This is a genomic window from Streptomyces dioscori (assembly GCF_003024195.1).
In the GTDB taxonomy this organism is placed as follows: Bacteria; Actinomycetota; Actinomycetes; order Streptomycetales; family Streptomycetaceae; genus Streptomyces; species Streptomyces dioscori.
In genome coordinates this window covers 282,439-303,727 of record NZ_KZ679050.1, presented here as the reverse complement: position 1 = coordinate 303,727, position 21,289 = coordinate 282,439, and the positions used below count along the sequence as shown (strand labels likewise).

Here is a 21,289-nt window from a genome sequence, read left to right as displayed (position 1 = left end):
GCGACGAGCCCCCACGCACCCGCACCCGAAGACGAGCGCACCCAGCCGCCGCCGGTTCCGGACGGTCAGAGCACGCGCAGCGTCCACTCCCACCGGTGGGAGCCCGACGGTACGAGATACCCGGCCGAGGTGTCCGGCCCGCACGACGCCGTGCCGAGTCCCCGGTGCGCCGCGTCGAGGTGCACGACACAGCCCGGCCGTGGCACCAGCTCGTCGTGGTGCGTGGCGGCGGCCAGATCCTCGGCCCGGTACCGGTTGACGGAGACCTGCCCCGGTGCCCCCAGCTCCACCGCGAGCCCCGTGGCGTCCGGCGCCGACAGCGTGAACCGCCGCACCCCGTGCCGCCCGCCGCTCTCCTGGGGCCGCAGGTAAGGGGTGAAGAGCGCGTCCACCGGCAGCGAGTGGTGTCCCACGGGCGCGCCCGTGCTGCGGTCCGGGTACGACTCCCAGGGGCCCTGCCCGTACCAGTCCAGGACATCGAGCCCCGGGACCGTCTCGAAGACCGTGCCGACCCGGGCCACGTCGTCCAGCCCCGCCGGCAGTTCGGCCGACTCCTCGATGCGGATGCCGCCGGACACCGGGGTGAACACCTGCTCGTGCCGGACGGGCCCGGCACCGGTCGCGTACTCGCTGAGCACGACGACCCGCGAGCCCTCCTCGCGGACGTCCACGACCTTGCGTACGAGCGCGTCGAGGCCCCAGTCGTGCCAGCGGGCCGCCATGCCGCCCAGCTCGTCGTTGTCGGTGGGCGCCCGCCAGAGCGAGAGCCGCGGCGCCGAAGTGAGCGACGGGTGGACCAGCAGCGCGTCCTCGTCCAGCGTGACGGCCGGACCGGTCGCGGCCTCCGGGGCCGTGTCGGTGGCCGCCGCGGCCAGCCGCACCTGCGGCACACACACCTCCGTGCCGAGCGGCGCCCACGCCTCGTCGTCCGCGGTCGTGACCCGCAGGGTCAGCCAGGTCTCACCGGCGGCGGAGGGCTCGGGCGGCGGGAACGGCAGCGGGACCTCCGCCGACCCGCCCGGCGGTACCTCCGGCAGCGGGGCCGGAGCCCGCCGCGTCGTACCGTCGGCGCCCACGAGCAGCCACTCGGCCGCCAGCCACTCCAGGCCACGGAAGTGCTGCCGGTTGTGGATCCGCAGAACCCCTTCGTCGTACGTCAGGCGGACCGGGCCCGCGATCTCCCGGTGCTCGTACATCACTGGCTTGGGGGTGCGGTCGGGGAACACCACGCCGTCCGCGATGAAGGCGCCGTCGTGGATCGTCTCGCCGAAGTCGCCGCCGTAGGCCCAGCGGTGGCCGGGTGCGGTGACACCGTTGCCGTACAGGCCCACGCCACCTCGGCCGGCCGGTCGTCCGTCGTTCACACGCTGGAGGATGCCGTGGTCCCAGAACTCCCAGATGAAGCCGCCCTGAAGCCCCGGGGTGGACTCGATGGCGGCCCAGGTGTCGGCGAGGGTGCCGTTGCTGTTGCCCATGGCGTGCGAGTACTCGCACTGGATGAGCGGCTTGGTCTGCCTGCCCGACAGGGCGTGGGCCACGCACTCCTCGATGGGCGCGTACATGGGGCAGGCGATGTCGGAGGCGAGCTGCTCGTCCGCCCAGTCGATCTTGGCGGCTCCCTCGTACTGGATCGGCCGGGTCGGGTCGTGGCGCCGTACCCAGCCCGCCGCCGCGTCGTGGTTGGCGCCGTAGTCCGACTCGTTGCCCAGGGACCAGACGATGATCGAGGGATGGTTCTTGTCCCGCAGGACCATGCGCGAGACGCGGTCCACGAACGCGGGCAGATAGCGGGGGTCGTCGGCGATCTCGTGCGCGTGGTCGTGCGACTCGATGTTCGCCTCGTCCACCACGTACAGGCCCAGTTCGTCGGCGAGGTCGTACAGGGTCGGGTCGTTCGGGTAGTGCGCGGTGCGGACCGCGTTGAAGCCGAACCGCTTGAGGACGACGAGGTCCGCGCGCATGTCGTCCGCGGTGACCGTGCGGCCGGTCAGCGGGTGGAAGTCGTGCCGGTTTGCGCCCCGGATGAAGACGCGTTCGCCGTTGACCAGCAGGTCCCGGCCGACGATCTCGACGTCCCGGAAACCGACCCGGTGGTGCGAGCTGTCGGCGATCGAGCCGTCGGCCCGGTGCAGCCGCACGGCCAGCTCGTACAGTTCGGGTGTCTCGGCGGTCCAGGGGCGGACGTCCCGGACGACGGTCCGCAGCCGTGCCTCGCCGTAGAAGTCGGACACCCGCATGTCCTCGGCGTTGAGACGGTCGAACTCCGTGTCCTGGGCGAGGAGTTGACCGTCCAATGCGGCCGTGACGTACCAGCCCTCGGGGAGCGGGCCCGCCGTGTCGCGGACCTTGCAGTCGACCAGCAGCCGTCCGTCCCGCGGCGCGCGCACGGTCACGTCCGCGAGATACAGCGGATCGGTGGCGTACAGCAGCACCGAGCGCGTGATGCCCGCGTGCCACCACTGGTCCTGGTCCTCGATGTGCGACGCGTCGGACCACTTGACGACGGTGAACCGTACGGTGGCCGGGTCCCCGGGCCGTACGACGGCCGTGAGGTCGAACTCGGCCGCCAGGTGGGAGTCCTTGGAGATGCCGACCGGCCGGCCGTTCACATGGACGAGCAGCACGCTCTCGGCCGCGCCGACCTGGAGGACGATCCGGCGGCCCGCCCACTCGGCGGGGATGTCCACGGACCGCTCGTAGACGCCGGTCGGGTTCGCGGCGGGCGTGTGCGGCGGGACGTCGGCGAACGGCATCCGGACATTGGTGTACTGGGGCAGGTCGCCACGGCTCTGCATGGTCCACACGCCCGGCACGTCGGCGAGGGTCCACTCGCCCGAGGCGCCGGTCGGCGAGGGCAGCAGCTGGAAGTGCCAGGAGCCGTCCAGGGACAGCGCGCCGGAGCGCCGGTCCACCGCGTTCATCGGCAGCCGCTGCCAGGAGGTCGTCTCCGGGGACTCCCAGGGCCGCAGGGCGAGCAGGTGGTCGCGTCCCATCAGCGGATCGCTCCCTTGCCGAGGTCGGCGATGATCTGCTTGGCGCCGATCGCGAAGACGATCAGCAGGGGGATCAGGGCGAGGACCGCACCCGTCATGACCATCCCGTAGTCCGTGGTGCCGTGAACGCCGTTGAGCTGGGAGAGGGCGACCTGGAGGGTCACGTTGTCCGGGTTGGTGAGGGCGATCAGCGGCCAGGCGTAGTCGTTCCACTGGCCCATGAACGTGAAGATGCCGAGGAAGGCGAGCCCGGGGCGGACCACGGGCAGGGCCACGTGCCAGTACTGGCGCAGGAAGCTCGCCCCGTCGATCTTCGAGGCGTCCAGCAGCTCGTCGTGGATCGCGCTCTTCATGTACTGCCGCATCCAGAAGATGCCGAAGGCGTTCGCGGCGGCCGGCACGATCAGCGAGGTCATCGAGCCGATCCAGCCCAGCTTCGCCATGATCACGAACTGCGGGATGGCGGCGAGCTGCGCCGGCACCATGAAGATGGCCATCATCATCGCGAACAGCACCCGGCGGCCGGGGAAACTGAACTTGGCGAAGACGAACGCGGCCAGCGAGTCGAAGAACAGCACGAGGAACGTCACGGAGACGGCGACGAGCAGCGAGTTGAACATCGACCCGAAGAAGTCGATGCTGTCGAACAGCTTGCTGAGGTTGTCGCCGAAGTGCGAGCCGGGCAGCAGTTTCGGCGGGTAGGAGAAGATCTCGGTCGACGTGTGCGTCGACATGATCACGGCCCAGTAGAAGGGGAACGCGGAGAGCAGTACCCCGACGGCGAGGGAGAGGTGGAGCGCGATGCCCCTGCGCTGGGTGCCTCGGATACGCGTGCCCTTGGTGGGCTCGGCGCGCGGCGGCTCGGTGGGGGCGGGCTCGGTCTGTGTGGTGACAGCCATGGTGACGGGCCTCCCTAGTCTTCGCCCCGGCGCTGCACCAGGCGCCAGTTGATGATCGAGAAGATGACGACGACGAGGAAGATGCCCCAGGCCACGGCCGCGCCGTAGCCGAAGTCGTTGTTGTCGAAGGTCTGCTGGAAGAAGTAGAGGACCATCGTGCGGCCGGCGTGGTCGGGACCGCCGGAGAACGTGGACTCGTTGGCGGTGGACTGCAGCAGCACCTGCGGTTCGGAGAAGCTCTGCAGCCCCGTCACCGTCGAGATGACGAGCACGAACAGCAGCACCGGCCGCATCAGCGGGAGTGTGATCCGGAAGAAGGTCTGCACGGGTCCGGCGCCGTCCATGCGGGCCGCCTCGTACAGCTCGCCGGGGATCGTCTGGAGTCCGGCGAGGAAGATGATCGCGTTGTAGCCGGTCCACTGCCAGGTCATCAGGGTGGCGATGGCGACCTTGATGCCCCAGGGGGTGTTCAGCCAGGCGATCTGGTCGAGGCCGACCGCCTGCAACAGGGCGTTCACCAGGCCGAAGTTGGTGGAGAAGACCGAGCCGAAGATGATCGCGACGGCGACCACCGAGGTGACGTTCGGCAGGAAGTACGCGAAGCGGTAGACGTTCTTGAAGCGGACCGCCGAGTTGAGCATCACGGCCGTGATCATCGCGAGGAAGATCATGGGGAAGGTGGCCAGCGCCCAGATGATCAGCGTGTTGCCGATCGAGCTCCAGAAGTCGGTGTCGCTCAGCAGATAGCGGTACTGCGAGAGGCCCGCGTACTCCATCGAGCCGAGGCCGTCCCACCGGTGGAACGACAGATAGAGCGAGAAGCCGACCGGGATCAGACCGAAGGCGAGGAAGAGGAGATAGAAGGGGGAGATCGCGGCGTACAGCCGCCAGTAGCTCAGGATGCCCTTCTTGGGATTGACGGCGGGCGGCTCGGCGACGGGCGCCGGGGGCTTCTCGACCAGGGGTGCGGTAGCCATCAGTAGCTCACCCCCAGGTGGTCGGCGATACGCCGGCACTTGCTCATGGCGTCCTTCCAGGCGTTCTCCGGGTTCTTGCCGAGGACGCCGACGTTCTTGATCTCGTCCCTGATCGGCTGCCCGAGTGCCACGTCGAACGGGCTGTTGAAGGCGACCGGGATCTTCTCCGCGGCCGGCCCGTACACGTCCATCGTGATCTGGTCGCCGAAGAACGGGTCGTGCTCCCGCAGCTTCTTCAGCCCGTACGAGGCAGGGGTCGAGGGGAAGAGCCCCGCGTCCATGAAGCCCTGGGCCTGGTTGTCCGCGTTGAGCAGCCAGGTGATGATCTCGAAGGCCTTCTCGGGTTCACGGCACGCCTTGGTGATCGCGAGGAAGGAGCCGCCGACGTTCGAGGGGCCGCCGGGACAGTTCGCGACCCGCCATCTGCCCTTGGTCTTCGGGTACTGGAGCTTGAGGTCGCCCGCCGCCCACGAGGCGTTGAGCTGGCTGGGCAGCTCGCCGCTCTCGGTGGCCGAGATCGAGTCGGGCGTGCCCGTCACGATGCTCGACGCGAGCCCGCGCCGCTTGGCCTCCACGGCACGGTCCCAGCAGACGCGCACATGTTCCTGGTCGCCGATGAAGTGCTTGTCCTTGTCGACGAACCGCTGGGTGCCCTGTCCGATCGACATCTCGAAGACGCTGGTGATGTCGGTCAGGATGAACGCCCCGCGCACCCGCTTCTTGAGCTGCTCACCCGCGGCGAAGAACTGGTCCCAGGTGCCCATCTCCTTGGACACGTCGTCCGGTTCGTACGCGAGCCCGGCCTTCTCGTAGACGGCCGGCTGGTAGTACTGCACGACGGGACCCACGTCGATGGGGAAGCCGACGAGGCTGCCGTCGGGGGCCACGCCCTGCTGCCACTTCCAGTCCAGGTACTGGTCCTTGAGCTTCTCCGCGCCGAGTGTGCGCAGGTCCACGAACTGGTCGGCGTTCGGCAGGTACGACGCCATGTCCTCGCCCTTGAGCCCCGCGATGTCGGGGACATGGGCCTGGCCGGTCATCGTGGTGATGAGCTTGGAGCGGTAGTAGCCGCCGATCTGGATCGCGTCCAGGTCCACGGCGCTGTCGTAACGGGCCTTGGCCTTCTTGACGACGGTGTCGCTCAGGCCGCCGCTCCAGTACCAGAGCACCATGTTCCGGCCCGTCGAGCCCGTCGGTACGGCGCAGCCGGACGCCAGGCCGCCGAGCGCGGTCGCGGCCGTACCGGCCAGTCCCGCGCGGAGCAGGCCCCTTCGTGAGAGCCGCACAGCTCCCACCGCCTTTCGCATGTGTTCGGTCTTCGCATCAGGAGAACGCATCTGGAGCCAGGCATCAGAAGGGATGCGTCGCGGGAGATGCGTCGGGGGAGATCGGGAGTGCCGTGGGGGCGGGTGGAGTCACCGGGGCGTGGGGAACCGGAGGGCCGGGATCGGCGGGCATACGGTCCGTCAGGAAGCCGTACGCGCGCCGCAGTTCGGGATTCTTGACGGAGCGCCACCACTGGTGGATCCCGTACCAGCCGGGCGCGGCGAGCGCCCCGCCGTGCCGCTGTACGGAGAGTCCGGCGGCCAGCACCGCGAAGCGCAGCCGCTCCTCCAGGGGCCAGCCTTCCAGCGAGGCCGCGACGAAGCTCGCGCCGAAGACGTCTCCGGCACCCGTCGCGTCCAGGACGTCGGTGGCGAGGGCGGGCACGTCGGCGTGCTCGCCCGTGGTCTGGTCGACGGCGATCGCGCCGTCCCGGCCGCGGGTGACCACGGCCACCGGCACCAGCTCGGAGAGCTTGGAGAGCGCGTCGGCCGCGGTGTCGGTGCGGGTGTACGCCATCGCCTCGCCGTCGTTCGGGACGAAGGCGTGGCACAGGGCGAGCTGGTCGAGGAGGTCCGAGGACCACTGCTGGGTGGGGTCCCAGCCGACGTCCGCGTAGATCTTCGTGCCGTTCGCGGCGGCCCCGGCGATCCACTCGCGGGGTTCGGCCTCGATGTGCACGAGCGCCGTGCGCGCGGCGGGCGGGTCACCCATCAGCGCGTCCTGCGAGTACGGGGGCTCCTGGCCGTGGGTGACCAGGGCCCGGTCGTGGCCGTACGCGATCGAGACGGTGACCGGGGTGTGCCAGCCGTCCGCGGTACGGGAGAGCGAGAGGTCGATGTGCTCCTGGCCGGCGAGGACCTCACGGCAGTACGCGCCGTAGTAGTCGTCGCCGAACACCGTGGCCAGGGAGGTGCTCAGGCCGTAACGGGCCGCGGCCACGGCCAGGTTGGCGATGCCGCCGGGGCTCGTGCCCATCCCGTCGGTCCAGATCTCCTCGCCGGGGGTCGGCGGCTTGCCCAGACCGGTCAGGACGAGGTCGTAGAAGAGCAGCCCGGTCAGCAGCACATCGGGCCGCGCGTCAGGCCGTGTCTCACCCACGAGCGCATCCTCTCGTCAAAACTCTTCATTCTCGTCGTACGAAGTGCACGGGATTGTGTTTCGGTGGACAGGATCGTGCGCGTCTCCGGCCGATTTGGCAAGAGTCGAGCAAAAGTAAGCATAGAAATGCTCACCGATGACGAGTACTGTTCAGCTCGTGCTGGCAGAGAGACGACATCAACTCATCCTGCGGGCCCTGCGCTCCGGCGGCCCCGCGGCCGTGACCGACCTCTCGGAGCAGCTCGGCGTGAGCCCCGCCACCGTCCGGCGCGACCTGCTCAAGCTGGAGGAGGAGGGCCTGCTCACCCGCGTACACGGCGGAGCGGTCGCCGAGGAGGGCGACCAGCCCTTCGCCGAGGTCGCCGAGGTGCGCGTGGCCGAGAAGGACGCCATAGCGGCGCGCGCGGCGGGCCTGGTCGAGGACGGCCAGTCCGTGCTGCTCGACATCGGCACCACCGCCTACCGGCTGGCCCGGCAGCTGCACGGCCGCCGGATCACCGTGATCACCAGCAACCTCGTCGTCTACGAGGAGCTGGTGGACGACGAGGCCATCGAGCTGGTCCTGCTCGGCGGCATGGTCCGCCGCGAGTACCGCTCGCTGGTCGGCTTCCTCACCGAGGACAACCTGCGCCAGCTGCATGCGGACTGGCTGTTCCTGGGAACAAGCGGAGTACGACCGGGAGGGCAGGTGATGGACACGACCGTCGTCGAGGTGCCGGTGAAGCGCGCCATGATCAAGGCGGCCGACCGGGTCGTCCTGCTCGCCGACCGCGCCAAGTTCCCGGGGACGGGGATGGCGAAGGTCTGCGGACCCGAGGACCTGGACGTCGTGGTGACCAACGCACCGGCGGACGCCGGGACGCGCGCCGCCCTGGAAGAGGCGGGCGTACGCGTGGTGCTCACGTGAGCGGCGCACGCGAGGGGGTGACGGGGCCCGGCGCGCGGGAGGGGCCGACGGGCCCCGGCGTGCGCGGGAACCGGACGGCGGGCTCCGGGGCCGCGATGGCACCGGCGGCTTCTGGGGCACTGATGGCACCGGCGGTCCCTGTGGCACTGATGGCACCAGTGGCCCCCAACGTGCGCGGGAACCCGAGGGCGGGCTCCGGGGCCGCGATGGCACCGGCGGCACCCATGGCACCCATGGCACCAGCGGCCCCTGTGGCACCGATGGCCCCGGCGGCCCCTGCGACACCGGTGGCCCTGGCGGCACCGGCGGCCCCCGCCGCACCGCCGCCCCCGTCGACCCTGATGACCCTGATGACCCCGAGGAACAGCGAAAGGGCAGTTGCGTGAAGCTGACGATTCTGGGCGGCGGCGGATTCCGCGTGCCGCTCGTGTACGGGGCGCTCCTGGGCGACCGCGGCGAGGGCCGCGTCACCGACGTCGTCCTGCACGACCTGGACCAGGGACGGCTCTCCGCCGTCGCCCGGGTCCTCGCCGAGCAGGCGGCGGCGCATCCGGACGCACCGGCCGTGACCGCCACCACGGATCTCGACGAGGCGCTGCGCGGCGCCGACTTCATCTTCTCCGCGATCCGCGTCGGCGGCCTCGAAGGCCGCGCCGCCGACGAGCGGGTCGCCCTCGACCAGGGCGTCCTCGGCCAGGAGACGGTCGGCGCCGGCGGCATCGCCTACGGCCTGCGCACGGTTCCCGTGGCCGTCGACATCGCCCAGCGCGTGGCCCGGCTCGCGCCCGACGCCTGGCTCATCAACTTCACCAACCCGGCGGGCCTGGTCACCGAGGCCATGTCCCGCCACCTCGGCGACCGTGTCATCGGCATCTGTGACTCCCCGGTGGGCCTCGGACGCCGGATCGCCCGGGTGCTGGGCGCCAACCCGCGCGAGGCCTGGATCGACTACGTCGGCCTCAACCACCTCGGCTGGGTCCGCGGCCTCCACGTCGCCGGCCGCGACGAACTCCCGCGCCTGCTCGCCGACACCGACCTGCTCGGCTCCTTCGAGGAGGGCAAGCTCTTCGGCACCGACTGGCTCCAGTCGCTGGGCGCCATCCCGAACGAGTATCTGCACTACTACTACTTCAACCGCGAGGCCGTCCGCGCGTACAGCCAGGCCGAGAAGACCCGCGGCGCGTTCCTGCGCGACCAGCAGGCCGGTTTCTACGAGGAGATGAGCCGCCCGGACAGCGCCGCCCTCACCGCCTGGGACCGTACGCGGGCCGAGCGCGAGGCCACGTACATGTCCGAGAACCGGGAGACGGCCGGTGCGGGCGAGCGCGATGCCGACGACCTCTCCGGCGGCTACGAGAAGGTGGCCCTCGCCCTGATGCGGGCCATCGCCCGTGACGAGCGGACCACGCTCATCCTCAACGTCCGGAACCAGGGCACCCTCGCGGCGCTCGACGCGGACGCCGTCATCGAGGTGCCCTGCCTCGTCGACGCCAACGGTGCGCACCCGGTCGCGGTCGCCCCGCTGCCCGACCACGCCACCGGTCTGGTGTGCGCGGTGAAGGCCGTGGAGCGGGAGGTGCTGGCCGCCGCCGCGTCGGGATCGCGCGCCACGGCCGTGAAGGCCTTCGCGCTGCATCCGCTGGTCGACTCGGTGAATGTGGCCCGCAACCTGGTGGACGGTTACACCGCGGTCCATCCTGGTCTCGCCTACCTCAAGTAAGCGCTTTCCCCGCTCGTTACCTGGAGACTTTCATGCACGACGAACGCCGGCGGATCGAGGAGCGCGTCCAGCGCCTTCACGACCAGCGCATCAAGGCCGCGATCTACGCCGCGGCCGTGCCCTTCGAGGTCGAGGCCTGGCAGGCACCGGGGGAGCCCGTCCCCTTCGAGGAGGCCGCGTCCGCCCCGTACACGCCCTTCACGATGGACACCCCGTGGGGCCCGCCCTGGGGCACGACATGGTTCCGGATGCGCGGGCAGGTGCCCGCCGAGTGGGCGGGGCGGCGCGTCGAGGCGGTCATCGACCTCGGCTTCGTCGGCGACTGGCCCGGAAACCAGGCCGAGGCCCTCGTCCACCTCACGGACGGCACCCCGCTGAAGGCGGTCAACCCGCTCAACCAGTACGTGGCGATCGCCAACCCCGCCGTCGGCGGCGAAGAGATCGACTACCTGGTCGAGGCGGCCTCCAACCCGGACATCCTCGCCGACGACTTCTCGAAGATCACGCCGATGGGTGACATCCGCACCGCCGGCGACAAGCCCCTCTACACGTTCCGTCGCGCGGACCTCGCCGTCCTCGACGAGGAGGTCTGGCACCTCGACCTCGACATCCAGGTCCTGCGTGAGCTGATGCTGGAGCTGGGCGAGCACGACCCCCGCCGGCACGAGATCACCCATGCTCTGGACCGGGCCCTGGACCTGCTGGACCTCGACGACATCGCCGGTTCGGCCGCCGACGTACGCGCCGCGCTCAAGCCCGCGCTGTCCAGGCCCGCCAACGCCAGCGCCCACATCGTCTCCGGCGTCGGCCACGCGCACATCGACTCCGCGTGGCTGTGGCCGATCCGCGAGACCAAGCGCAAGACGTCCCGCACCTTCTCGAACGTCACCTCGCTCGCCGACGAGTACGAGGACTTCATCTTCGCCTGCTCGCAGGCCCAGCAGTACGAGTGGGTGCGCGACAACTACCCGAAGGTCTGGGCCCGCATCCAGGAGTCCGTCAAGAAGGGCCAGTGGGCGCCGGTCGGCGGCATGTGGGTGGAGGCCGACGGCAACCTGCCCGGCGGCGAGGCCGTCGCCCGCCAGTTCGTCCACGGCAAGCGGTTCTTCATCGAGCACTTCGGCGTCGAGACCAAGGGCGTGTGGCTGCCGGACTCCTTCGGCTACACCGCGTCCTACCCGCAGCTCGCCAAGCTGGCAGGCAACGAGTGGTTCCTCACCCAGAAGATCTCCTGGAACCAGACCAACAAGTTCCCGCACCACACCTTCTGGTGGGAGGGCATCGACGGCACGCGGATCTTCACGCACTTCCCGCCCGTCGACACCTACAACGCCCGTTTCAGCGGCGAGGAGATGGCCCGCGCCACCAACAACTACCAGGAGAAGGGCGTCGGCACCCGCTCGCTGGCCCCCTTCGGCTGGGGCGACGGCGGTGGCGGCCCCACCCGCGAGATCATGGAACGGGCGCGCCGTCTCGCCGACCTGGAGGGCTCGCCCAAGGTCGTCGTCGAGCACCCCGACGAGTTCTTCGCCAAGGCCCGCGCGGAGTACCCCGACGCCCCGGTCTGGGTCGGCGAGCTGTACCTGGAGCTGCACCGGGCCACCTACACCTCCCAGGCCCGCACCAAGCAGGGCAACCGCCGCAGCGAGCACAAGCTCCGCGAGGCCGAGCTGTGGGCCACCACGGCCGCGCTGCACGCGCCCGGCTACGCCTACCCGCACGACAAGCTCGACCGGCTCTGGAAGACGGTCCTGCTCCACCAGTTCCACGACATCCTGCCGGGCTCCTCGATCGCCTGGGTGCACCGCGAGGCGGAGGCCGAGTACGCGCGCGTCGCCGAGGAGGTCGAGGCACTGACCGCCGAGGCCGTCACCGCGCTCGGCACGGGCGACCCCCGCGTCTTCAACACGAGCCCCGTCGAGCGCCGCGAGGTCGTACGGACCGCCGACGGCACCCTCGCCCACACGGTCGTCCCCGCGAACGGCAGTGCGCCCCTCGGCGCGGGTGCGGTCCCGAACCCCGTGACCGTCACCGGCCGCGTCCTCGACAACGGCCTGGTCCGCGTCGAGATCGCCGAGGACGGCACCCTGTCCTCCGTACGCGATCTGCGCGCCGGCGGCCGTGAGGTCCTCGCGGACAAGGGCAACCTGCTCCGGCTCCACACCGACCTCCCGAACTACTGGGACGCCTGGGACGTCGACAAGCACTACAAGAACCGCTACACGGACCTCCTGGACGCCGAGTACGTGACGGTCGTCGAGGACGGCCCGCTGCTCGGGGCGATCCGCGTCGAGCGCTCCTTCGGCAACGGCTCGCGCATCACGCAGACGATCAGCCTCCGCGCCGGCAGCCCCCGGATCGACTTCGAGACGGACATCGACTGGCACGAGGCCGAGAAGTTCCTCAAGGCCGGCTTCCCGGTGGACATCCGGGCGGCGCACTCGTCCGCCGAGATCGCCTTCGGCCACATCCAGCGGCCCACGCACACCAACACCACCTGGGAGTCGGCCCGCTTCGAGGTCTCCGGCCACCGCTGGGTCCACCTCGGCGAGCCCGGCTACGGCGTCGCGGTCATCAACGACTCCACCTACGGCCACGACGTCTCCCGCACAGTGCGTGAGGACGGGGGTACGACGACCACGGTCCGGCTCAGCCTGGTCCGCGCCCCGCGCATCCCCGACCCGGCGGCCGACCAGGGCAGGCACCACTTCACCTACGCGCTGCTGCCCGGCGCGAGCATCGAGGACGCGGTCGCCGAGGGCTACTCGCTCAACCTGCCGCTGCGGGTCGCGGACTCGGCGGGCACCCCCGAACCTGTCGTCTCCGTCGAGGGCGACGGCGTCACCATCGAGGCCGTCAAGCTCGCCGACGACGCCTCGGGCGATGTCGTCGTACGCCTCTACGAATCCCGCGGCGGCCGGGCGCAGGGCACCCTGCGCACGAGCTTCCCGCTGGCCGGTGCCGAGATCACCGACCTCCTGGAGCGCCCCCTGTCGACGGCGGACACGGACGGGAACGGCGTGCCCGTCACCCTGCGCCCCTTCGAGATCCAGACGCTGCGCCTGAGCGTGCGGAAGTGAGGGACACACGCATGCGGAAGCGGTGACCCCGTTTCCCATGAACAATTAAGGAAGCGCTGAAAGGCCTGGTCACGGCGGGTGGGGGAGAGGTCCCCCGTCCGCCGTGACCTGTCCCCTTTCCCTGCGCGACACCTGCGGTTCGCTCGGCGCCCCTGTGATGAGCGCGATGGGGGCAGTGCGAGAGAAAGGTGTCACCGTGCGAGACCCGCGCATGTCCGCGATCGGCAAGGGGCTTCGCCGCCGCGGCAGACTGATGGCCCAGGCGGTCGGCCCGCCGCGCCGGAACCTCGCCGCCCTGCCTGCGCCCCGTGCCGCCGACGGCTCCCGCGCCGGGGACGGCTATGTGGCGCCCCGCGCCCCGCGGCTGGTGGACTCGCCGGTCTTCGTTCTGTCCTGCGTCCGCTCGGGCTCGACCCTCCTGAGGGTCCTGCTGAACAGCCACAGCAGCATCCGCGCCCCGCACGAGATGCATCTGCGCACCCTGCACGTCCATCTCTCCCGCGGCTTCACCGCCGACGCCATGCGGGCGCTGGAGCTGGACAAGGAGGAGCTGGAGCACACGCTGTGGGACCGGGTGATGCACCTGGAACTGGCCCGCTCCGGCAAGCGGATCATCGTCGACAAGACGCCGCCCAACACCCTCATCTGGCCGCGTCTGCACCGATGTTGGCCCAACGCCCGCTGGATCGTGCTGCTGCGCCACCCCGGCGCCGTGGTCGCCTCGCTCACCGACCGCCGCACCGACCCCGACCCCGAACAGATCCGCGCCGAGGTGCTCGACTACGGCGTACGGCTCGAAGAGGCCCGCCGCACCCTCGACGCCCATGTGATGACGTACGAGGACCTCACCGCCGATCCGGAGCGGGCCACGCGCGGACTGTGCGCGTACCTCGATGTGCCCTGGGAGAGCGCGATGCTCGACTACGGGAAGAAGGACCACGGCACGTTCCGGCCGCAGCTCGGCGACTGGAGCCCCACCATCAGGTCGGGCCGTATCCAGCCGGCCCGCCCGGCCGGCCCGAAGGCCGAACTACCGCCGCGGCTCGCCGAGTTGGCGAAAAAATGGGGGTACCCGGTCGGCTGACCGGGCACCCCCGAGGTTCGTACTCCGCTCCATGACGGTCGGCCCGGTCAACCCGGCTGTGACCGAGGTGAACTGCAGGTCGCCGCGGCCGGTCCCGGAGCAGTTGCTGCCGGATCAGACCGTCAGGGGCCTGTCCGAGGACTGCGAGGCCTGAGCCGAATGCGTCGCCTTGGCCGGGTGGGTCGCATGGGCCGTCTGCGCTTCGGCGGCGGCGTCCGGCGCCGGCACATGGGCGGGCAGGTCCAGGTCCGTGTGCTGCTCCGGCGCCGACACGGGACGCACCGCGCGCGGCCCGGAGACCACCGCGTAGTCCGAACCGAGGAACGGCGGGACGACATCGCCCGGCTCCTCGCCGAGCGCGAGACGCACGGCGGCCCACGGCGCGTTGATCCCGCACTGCGAGAGCTGGTGCAGACCGCCCGCCGGGCGCGTGTTCACGTCCATCAGGACCGGCTCGTCACCGAGCATCCGGAACTGGATGTTCGTCAGGTAGTGCAGCCCGAAGCCCTCCGCGAGGACCCGGGCGGGCTCGATGAACGACGGGTCGAGCGTGAAACCGCGCCGCCGACCGTTCTTCGTCCGGCCGACCGCCATCCGGACCCGTCCGTCCGGGCCGGTGAGGCAGTCCACGGACACCTCGGGCTCACCCAGAAGGGGCATGACAAGCCAGTCCACGGGCTCGTCCGCCTGCCGCAGCGCCTGGACGACCAGGTCCAGCGGCATGTACGGGCTGGGGAAGCCGCTCAGGTGCATGAGCGAGAAGGGGGTGCGCGTGATGATGCGGAAACCGACGCCACCCGCTCCGGAAGCGGGCTTGAAGCACGCCTTGTGACCGGCGGCCTCCAGCTCGTCGACCGCGGCGATCAGCTCGTCGGCGGTGCGGACCCGCCACCACGGAGGCGTCGGCACGCCGAGCTTCTCGACGGCCTCGTACGCGACGACCTTGTCCTGGAAGGTGTGCACGGCCTCGGCGGGCGGCGCGAGCAGCGCCGTGCCGACCGCGGCGAACTCCTCGCGGTGCTCCGCCAGGGCGGTCTGGTGCAGGACGGGCACGAACACGTCGATCGAGTTCCGGACACACTGGTCGAGCGCGTACTCGACGTAGGCGGCCGGGGACAGCCCCTCCGGCTCCATCGCGGCGATGTCCGCGGCGGCCAGGATCGGGGAGTCGGGGTCACCGTGGGTGGCGTGGATCTCGACCGCGCGGCCACACGGATTTCGCCGCAGCTGATCCATGAAGAACACGTTCTCCGCGTACGTGCGGTTGAGCCAGACGCGTACGCGAGAGACCATGCAGGCCGCCTTTCAGGTTTGCGGGCACGTCAAAGCAGGCCGTGCTCGGCAAGAGGTTTAGTGGGTACACAAAACCGCCGTTCGAAAACGGGAGTTCGTGGCGGTTGTGTATGGCCGATCATAGGGGTTCCTGAGCAGTGCTGCTGCTACGGGCGTGTTACGGAATCGCCCGGCGGGCCCGCCGCACGGGCCCGTCCGACGGTCTCGCGGCGGCTCGCTTGGCAGGTCAGAGGCCCTGCGCCGGGCCGGTGCCGCGCGGTCGCGGCGGGGTGCGCCGGGGCGCCCACCGGTGCTCCATATCACCGTCGTCGGATCGTCGGATCGGGTGACCGACTGATCGGCGGGCGGGCGCGGACCCGTGTCCGGGGCGTGCGCAGCGCCCGGACGCCGTCCGGGTGGGCGTGCCGCTGCGCGGCGCCGGAGTGCCGTCCCGCGCGGTGGGGCGGAGGGTGGTCCGCGAGGTGGGGCGGCCGGGTGCCGCGCGGGCCTCGGCGTCAGGGTCGGACCGGGGCGGAGTCGCTCTTGTACGGCGACGGGGGCGTGTGTTCTTGTGTTCTCATCCGGGCGGCCGCGAGGCGTCCCGGCACGGGGAGGGGGCGAGGGTGACGACGGCTGACCGTCAGGGCCGGCTGCTGGCCATCAGCGACCTGCACATCGGATACGCCGAGAACCGCGCCCTCGTCGAGGAGATGCGCCCCGAGACCGACGACGACTGGCTCCTGGTGGCCGGCGACGTCGCGGAGACGGTGGCCGACATCCGCTGGGCCCTCGAAACGCTCAGCCGGCGCTTCAAGAAGGTGATCTGGGCACCGGGCAACCACGAACTGTGGACCCACCCCAAGGACACCGTCACCCTGCGCGGAGTGGCCCGCTACGAATACCTCGTACAGCTCTGCCGCGAGCTGGGCGTGGTCACCCCCGAGGACCCCTACCCCGTGTGGGAGGGCCCCGAAGGACCGGTCGTGGTGGCCCCTCTCTTCCTCCTCTACGACTACTCGTTCCTGCCCGCGGGCTGCGCCACCAAGGAAGAGGGCCTCGCGTACGCCCACGGCACCGGCATCGTCTGCACCGACGAGCACGTGCTGCACCCCGACCCGTACCCCAGCCGTGAGGCCTGGTGCCGGGCCCGGGTGGCCGAGACCGAACGCAGGCTCGCGGAGATCCCCGACGGGCTGCCCACGGTGCTCGTGAACCACTACCCGCTGGACCGGCACCCGACGGACGTCCTCTGGTACCCGGAGTTCGCCATGTGGTGCGGCACCCGGCTCACCGCGGACTGGCACCGCACCCACCGCGTGGCCGTCATGGTCTACGGCCACCTGCACATTCCCCGCACCACCTGGCTCGACGGCGTCCGCTTCGAAGAGGTGTCGGTGGGTTACCCCCGCGAGTGGCGCAAGCGCTCGGAACCGCCGGGCAAGCTGCGCCGCATTCTGCCGATGGAGGTCGGATCCGGTGATCGAGGAACTGCTCCCGGAGTCGGTCGTGGCCGTGGAGGCACACGCTGACGACCACGCCGAGGGCATGGGGGCCCCGACGCCCCACCCCGAGCTGTATCCCGGGGAAGAGGCGCTGATCGCGCGCGCCGTCGAGAAACGGCGCCGCGAGTTCACCGTGGTCCGCGGGTGCGCCAGACGGGCCATGGAGAAGCTCGGCGTGCCCCCGCAGGCCGTCCTCAGCGGCGACCGGGGAGCCCCGCGCTGGCCCGCGGGGCTGATCGGCAGCATGACGCACTGCGAGGGCTACGCCGCCGCCGCACTGGCCAGGGCCACCGACCTGGCCTCCCTCGGCATCGACGCGGAACCCCATCTGCCGCTCCCCGCCGACGTGCTGCCCTCGGTGGCGCTGCCCGACGAGGTCCGGCGGCTGGGCGAGCTGGCCGCCGACCACCCGCAGATCCACTGGGACCGGCTCCTGTTCAGCGCCAAGGAGTCGGTCTACAAGGCGTGGTTCCCCCTCACCGGGAAATGGCTCGACTTCTCGGAGGCCGACATCGAGGTCTTCATGGATCCCGGACACACCACGTCCGGCGGCCTGAGCGCCGGACTCCTCGTGCCGGGTCCGGTGGTGGACGGCCGTCGCATCGGCCGCTTCGAAGGACGCTGGACGGTGAGCCGGGGACTCGTGGCGACCTCGGTGACCGTCCCGCACGCGCAGGACGGGCAGCACGGGCAGGACGGCCGGCACGGGCAGGACTGAGCGCGGCTCCGCCCGGCGACGGGCGGCCCAGGGGCTGACGGTGGTTCATCACACCTCCGGGCACCAGGTGTGCAGCAGGCGGAAGAACGCCTCCTCGTTGCCCTCAAGGCCCGCCGCGGCCAGCGCGCGCTCCGCCTCCGCGAGGGCCGAGGGCGGCACGACGACCGGCCGCCCCGAACCCGACGGGGCGTCCATGGCGGCTCGTACGGTCTGCAGCAGGCGCAGATAGGCCTGCACGGCGGTGCGTTCGTGATCGGTCAGTACGGCTGTCGGCATCGGACGGCTCTCCCGGTTCGGCTCGGCTTCCGCTCTTCGGTCCTGCTCGCGCCGCCGCACAGCGGTGGCGCTGGGTCCAGCTTGCCGTCCGCCACTGACAATGCCCTTTCCGTGCGTGTTCGTTCGCCCGGTCAGCCGAGGGGAAACCGCACGGAAACCCGTTGTCGGACAAGGGGCTCACGCTGGAACGAAGGCCCGCAGAGGGGAGACGATCCGGTGGTCGGCATCCCACGACGGCGCCCGTGCGGGGCCACGCGGCTGCGGCCCGTGGGCGACGGCGAACTGCGGCTGCGGCACCGCGTGGTGCACGGACACCGCCGCGCCTACCGCGTGACCGGTGAGGGCCCCGCCCTCGTCCTCATCCACGGCATCGGCGACTCCTCGGCGACCTGGGCCGGGATCGTCCCCGGTCCGGCCCGCACCCATACGGGGGTCGCGCCCGACCTGCTGGGCCACGGCGCCGCGGACAAGCCACGGGCCGACTACTCGGTGGCCGGCGTTCCAGGCCCGGCTGTTCGCGCATCTGATGCCCGCTGCTCGACACCGACCTCGGGCAGGACGCGCCCGAGTTGCTCCGGGGAGCCGGCTGGAGATCTTCGAAGGCGCCGGGCACTTTCCGTTCCATGCGGAGCCTGTGCGGTTGCTCGCGCCCGTGCGGGAGTTCGTCGGGGGACCAGTCCTGCCGACTGGAGTCGGGAGCGGTGGGGTGCGCTGCTGCGGGACGGGCGGCCTTGTGTTGAGGCGGCGGGGTCCCGGGCGGACGTGGTGCGCAGTCGTGCGCGGGAGCGGGACCTGCGGGCAGTCAGTGAGCGGAGTGCGACCTGATGTCCGGGGGTCTTGGGTTGTGTGTCGACTGCGGGTGCGTCGTGGCCGGCCGCGCAGTTCCCCGCGCCCCTCGAAGGGGCTGCGCCGCCTTCGAGGAAAGGGGTGCGCGGTGTCGTCCTTCAGGGGGCGGTCCCGGTGCGGGTGGCCTGCACCACCGGGGAGTGGTGCAGGGCCTGGGACATGCGTACCAGGTCGCGGGGGGTCTCGGTGGGCTCCGTCGGGGTGGGGGACTCGGGGGGTCTGCCCTCGGGGGCGGCGGTGCGGGACCGTATCGCCGCTGCCACCATCGCCGCGTCCGCCTCGGCGCGGGCCTGGGCCGGGTCGGAGCCCGACGCGAGGGCCGCGGCGTGCGCGCGGGCCCGTAACCCGGCGTCGAAGTAGGGGTGGAGGCTGAGCAGGCCGTCGTGGATGTCCGACTCCCGCCGGGTGACCTGGAGTTCGGCGGGGGACCACCAGGACATCCGGGCCGCGCGGCCCGCGTATGGCGCAACGGGTGCCAGTTCCCGCCACAACGGCCCGAGCCGGCGGTACGTGCACCAGGTCGACCAGGTGTCGCCGGCCCGCTGACAGGCCAGCGGAAGACAGAAGCCGACCGCGCTGATCTGCGCCCCGGCCGAGGCGAGCACCGGGGCCACGTCGGTGCTCAGGTGGTCGAGGTTCCCGCCGTTCCAGCGCGCCACCACCGCGGTGGACTTGGCCGTCAGATAGGCGATGTTGCACACATAGCCCGCCACGATGATCAGCAGTCCGGCCCGCAGCCGGCCGTGCACCTGGAGCGCCCAGCGACCGCACATCACGTTCATCGCGACACCCGCCACGGCCAGCGCGCCGAGATAGAGCACGATCATCTCGCGGACGAACGGCTCGTCGGCGTAGTACGTGTCGAAGTCCCGCAGCCGCTCGACCGGGGTGTCACCGAGGGCGAACAGTACGACCAGCGCCACGATCACGACGCCGTACCCGGTGATCCAGCGCCGGGACAGCCGCCGGGTCCGTTCGGGCGGGCCGCCGCGCCAGTTGACGATCAGCACCAGACAAGCCGCGCTGAACGCGCTCAGCAGACAGTAGACGAGCGGCGCGGAGACGTTCGTGACGCCGACGATGTCGTTGACCTCGGCGATGGTCGGCGGCGCCGCGAAGAAGAACACCAGCCCCGTCAGCGCCAGCAGCCAGCACACCGACCGCAGCAGCGGATCACGCCAGGAGCGCCGCAGCGAGGGGCACTTGACGGCCAGGACGGCCGCCATGGCGACGGCGGGCAGGTAGTAACTGGACCCGTCCACGAGGTGCCGGCGCTCTCAGTCCTGCGGCCCGCGGTAGCCCAGGGACGCCTCGATGCGGCCCGCCAGACCCTCGCGCCGTACGGGCCCGCGCGAGCCCGGACCGGCCAGCCACCCCCGGCACCTGCTCGACAGGAGCAGCCCGAAGCTCTCGGCGTCCTTCTCGTCGGCCAGGTCGAACCGGGTGCGCGCCGCCACCTGGCGGACGGTCGCCCGCAGATCGGCGTCGTCCGACAGCAGCCGGGCGGCGACGGCCGCACCCTCCACCTGGTGGCCGCGGTGGCCCGCGCTCATGTGCCACAGTTCGTGGCCGAGAATCACCAGCTGGTGGTCGGGCGCGGTGCGCTCCTCGACGACCACGAGGTCCCAGTCCGCGAGGTCGAGCCAGAGCCCGCTGGCGGTGCCCGGCGGGAAGGGGGCCGTACGGAAGCGGACCGGTCGGCCGCGCCGGCTGCTCATGGCCCCGCACAGTGCCGCGTACAGCTCCCCGGGTTCCGCGGGGGCCGGGAGCGACAGCTCGTCGACGAGCTCGCCGCACAGACGGCGCATCTCCCTTCCGACGCCCACGGAGGTCCCCCGGATCACGACTCGGGCCGCTTGACGCTCTCCAGGAGCATGTCCAGCCACTCGGCGACCTTGTCCCGGTGCTGGTCGGTGGGCAGCTGCGCGGCCCGCCAGGCGATGCCGCGGACCCCGTGGTCCTGCAGCAGTCGCTCCAGCGGGTCGTCCGCGATCGCGGGGTCCGCCTGCCGCTCCCGGTCGGCGAGCCGCTGGAGCAGATCCTGCTCGGTGCGCTGCAGGGCGCCGACCAGTGCCTCAGGGTCCTCGGCGGACAGGAAACCGGCGTGGACGCGGAAGAAGCGCTGGATGGCGTCGCAGTGCTCCATGGTGGGGCGCCGGTCGCCGTTGATGAGGGCGCCCGCCTGCTGACGCGACATGCCCGCGCCGTCGGCGATCTCCTGCTGGGTGTACCGGCGGCCGTTCGGCTTCAGGCGGGTACGGCGCAGCAGGTCGAGGCGCTGCAGGAACCGGGCCTGGAGGTCGGGCTCGCCCGCCGACCGGCCGTTCAGCAGGGACGCGACCACGACCTCGGGGACACCCGACGCGGCGGACAGCCGGCGGACGTCGAACACCTCGCTGTGCGGTGTGCCCAGCCGGTCCGCCAGACCGGCGACCCGGGCCACGACGGCCGGCAGCAGACCCGTCGCCGTGGCGCCCGGAACCTCGAAGCCATCCGTCACCGACAGTTCTCCTACGTCTCGATCGACCGACCGCTGAGGGGGAACCGGACCCCTCGGACGTGAAGTCCCTGTGGGGATCCGTGTTGTGCAG

The 21,289-nt window shown here is 71.3% G+C and carries 17 protein-coding genes and 1 pseudogene; 7 read left to right on the top strand and 11 right to left on the bottom strand.

What is annotated here, in order from left to right; genetic code table 11:
* Positions 1 to 65 precede the first annotated feature (65 nt).
* The 5 genes from C6Y14_RS30485 to C6Y14_RS30465 all read right to left on the bottom strand — a co-directional run bounded on the left by C6Y14_RS30485 (position 66) and on the right by C6Y14_RS30465 (position 7,293).
* Positions 66 to 2,993 (bottom strand): glycoside hydrolase family 2 TIM barrel-domain containing protein, encoded by a 2,928-nt coding sequence (locus tag C6Y14_RS30485; RefSeq protein ID WP_107020072.1) that lies wholly within the window; start codon positions 2,991 to 2,993, stop codon positions 66 to 68.
* Positions 2,993 to 3,892 carry a carbohydrate ABC transporter permease gene (locus C6Y14_RS30480; protein ID WP_107020071.1) on the bottom strand — a complete coding sequence of 300 codons (900 nt, stop codon included), beginning with the start codon at positions 3,890 to 3,892 and terminating at the stop codon, positions 2,993 to 2,995. The genes C6Y14_RS30485 and C6Y14_RS30480 overlap by 1 nt, the downstream gene beginning before the upstream one ends.
* Positions 3,893 to 3,906: 14 nt before the next feature.
* Entirely contained in the window at positions 3,907 to 4,869 is a 963-nt protein-coding gene (locus C6Y14_RS30475; protein ID WP_107020070.1) for a carbohydrate ABC transporter permease, read from the bottom strand.
* Positions 4,869 to 6,155, bottom strand: coding sequence for an extracellular solute-binding protein (locus tag C6Y14_RS30470; RefSeq protein ID WP_107020069.1), 1,287 nt, complete (start codon positions 6,153 to 6,155; stop codon positions 4,869 to 4,871). Before C6Y14_RS30470 ends, C6Y14_RS30475 begins: the two co-directional genes overlap by 1 nt.
* Before the next feature lie 64 nt (positions 6,156 to 6,219).
* On the bottom strand, positions 6,220 to 7,293 hold the full coding sequence (locus C6Y14_RS30465) for a carbohydrate kinase family protein (RefSeq protein ID WP_107020068.1): 1,074 nt from the start codon (positions 7,291 to 7,293) through the stop codon (positions 6,220 to 6,222).
* A gap of 157 nt (positions 7,294 to 7,450) precedes the next feature.
* Between C6Y14_RS30465 and C6Y14_RS30460 the strand changes: the two genes are divergently transcribed.
* The 4 genes from C6Y14_RS30460 to C6Y14_RS30445 all read left to right on the top strand — a co-directional run bounded on the left by C6Y14_RS30460 (position 7,451) and on the right by C6Y14_RS30445 (position 14,084).
* Positions 7,451 to 8,200: a DeoR/GlpR family DNA-binding transcription regulator gene (locus tag C6Y14_RS30460; RefSeq protein ID WP_107020067.1), complete on the top strand. Its 750-nt coding sequence runs from the start codon at positions 7,451 to 7,453 to the stop codon at positions 8,198 to 8,200.
* Positions 8,201 to 8,582: 382 nt separating this feature from the next.
* Positions 8,583 to 9,920 carry a 6-phospho-beta-glucosidase gene (locus tag C6Y14_RS30455; RefSeq protein WP_107020066.1) on the top strand — a complete coding sequence of 446 codons (1,338 nt, stop codon included), beginning with the start codon at positions 8,583 to 8,585 and terminating at the stop codon, positions 9,918 to 9,920.
* Positions 9,921 to 9,952: 32 nt separating this feature from the next.
* Positions 9,953 to 13,000, top strand: a complete 3,048-nt coding sequence (locus C6Y14_RS30450; RefSeq protein ID WP_107020065.1) for an alpha-mannosidase — start codon at positions 9,953 to 9,955, stop codon at positions 12,998 to 13,000.
* A gap of 196 nt (positions 13,001 to 13,196) precedes the next feature.
* A complete protein-coding gene (locus C6Y14_RS30445) occupies positions 13,197 to 14,084 on the top strand; it encodes a sulfotransferase family protein (RefSeq protein ID WP_225891357.1) in 888 nt (295 codons plus the stop codon).
* A 114-nt stretch (positions 14,085 to 14,198) separates the two neighbouring features.
* Here the strand turns inward: C6Y14_RS30445 and C6Y14_RS30440 are convergent, their stop codons facing one another.
* Positions 14,199 to 15,377, bottom strand: coding sequence for an ATP-grasp domain-containing protein (locus C6Y14_RS30440; RefSeq protein ID WP_107020064.1), 1,179 nt, complete (start codon positions 15,375 to 15,377; stop codon positions 14,199 to 14,201).
* 602 nt (positions 15,378 to 15,979) lie between these two features.
* Between C6Y14_RS30440 and C6Y14_RS30435 the strand changes: the two genes are divergently transcribed.
* Together C6Y14_RS30435 and C6Y14_RS30430 are read left to right on the top strand one after the other, a co-directional pair.
* Positions 15,980 to 16,885 (top strand): metallophosphoesterase family protein, encoded by a 906-nt coding sequence (locus C6Y14_RS30435; protein ID WP_107020063.1) that lies wholly within the window; start codon positions 15,980 to 15,982, stop codon positions 16,883 to 16,885.
* Positions 16,833 to 17,576: a 4'-phosphopantetheinyl transferase family protein gene (locus tag C6Y14_RS30430; protein ID WP_107020062.1), complete on the top strand. Its 744-nt coding sequence runs from the start codon at positions 16,833 to 16,835 to the stop codon at positions 17,574 to 17,576. The genes C6Y14_RS30435 and C6Y14_RS30430 overlap by 53 nt, the downstream gene beginning before the upstream one ends.
* Before the next feature lie 48 nt (positions 17,577 to 17,624).
* On the opposite strand, the gene C6Y14_RS30425 is transcribed toward C6Y14_RS30430, so the two are convergent.
* The gene (locus C6Y14_RS30425; RefSeq protein ID WP_107020061.1) at positions 17,625 to 17,852 is read right to left on the bottom strand and encodes a hypothetical protein; all 228 of its coding nucleotides are present in this window, start codon (positions 17,850 to 17,852) and stop codon (positions 17,625 to 17,627) included.
* A gap of 177 nt (positions 17,853 to 18,029) precedes the next feature.
* Positions 18,030 to 18,218, bottom strand: a complete 189-nt coding sequence (locus C6Y14_RS44660; RefSeq protein ID WP_199854910.1) for a hypothetical protein — start codon at positions 18,216 to 18,218, stop codon at positions 18,030 to 18,032.
* On the opposite strand from C6Y14_RS44660, the pseudogene C6Y14_RS45275 reads away from it, so the two are divergent.
* Positions 18,135 to 18,677: pseudogene (locus tag C6Y14_RS45275) on the top strand (alpha/beta fold hydrolase). The gene C6Y14_RS44660 and the pseudogene C6Y14_RS45275 overlap by 84 nt on opposite strands.
* A 119-nt stretch (positions 18,678 to 18,796) precedes the next feature.
* Here the strand turns inward: C6Y14_RS45275 and C6Y14_RS30415 are convergent.
* Genes C6Y14_RS30415 through C6Y14_RS30405 form a run of 3 tightly spaced genes read right to left on the bottom strand, consistent with a single transcriptional unit; the run spans position 18,797 to position 21,198 of the window.
* Entirely contained in the window at positions 18,797 to 19,960 is a 1,164-nt protein-coding gene (locus C6Y14_RS30415; RefSeq protein ID WP_107020060.1) for an MAB_1171c family putative transporter, read from the bottom strand.
* A gap of 15 nt (positions 19,961 to 19,975) precedes the next feature.
* On the bottom strand, positions 19,976 to 20,506 hold the full coding sequence (locus tag C6Y14_RS30410; RefSeq protein WP_107020119.1) for a toxin-antitoxin system, toxin component: 531 nt from the start codon (positions 20,504 to 20,506) through the stop codon (positions 19,976 to 19,978).
* A 32-nt stretch (positions 20,507 to 20,538) separates the two neighbouring features.
* Positions 20,539 to 21,198, bottom strand: a complete 660-nt coding sequence (locus C6Y14_RS30405) for a helix-turn-helix domain-containing protein (protein WP_107020059.1) — start codon at positions 21,196 to 21,198, stop codon at positions 20,539 to 20,541.
* Positions 21,199 to 21,289 lie beyond the last annotated feature (91 nt).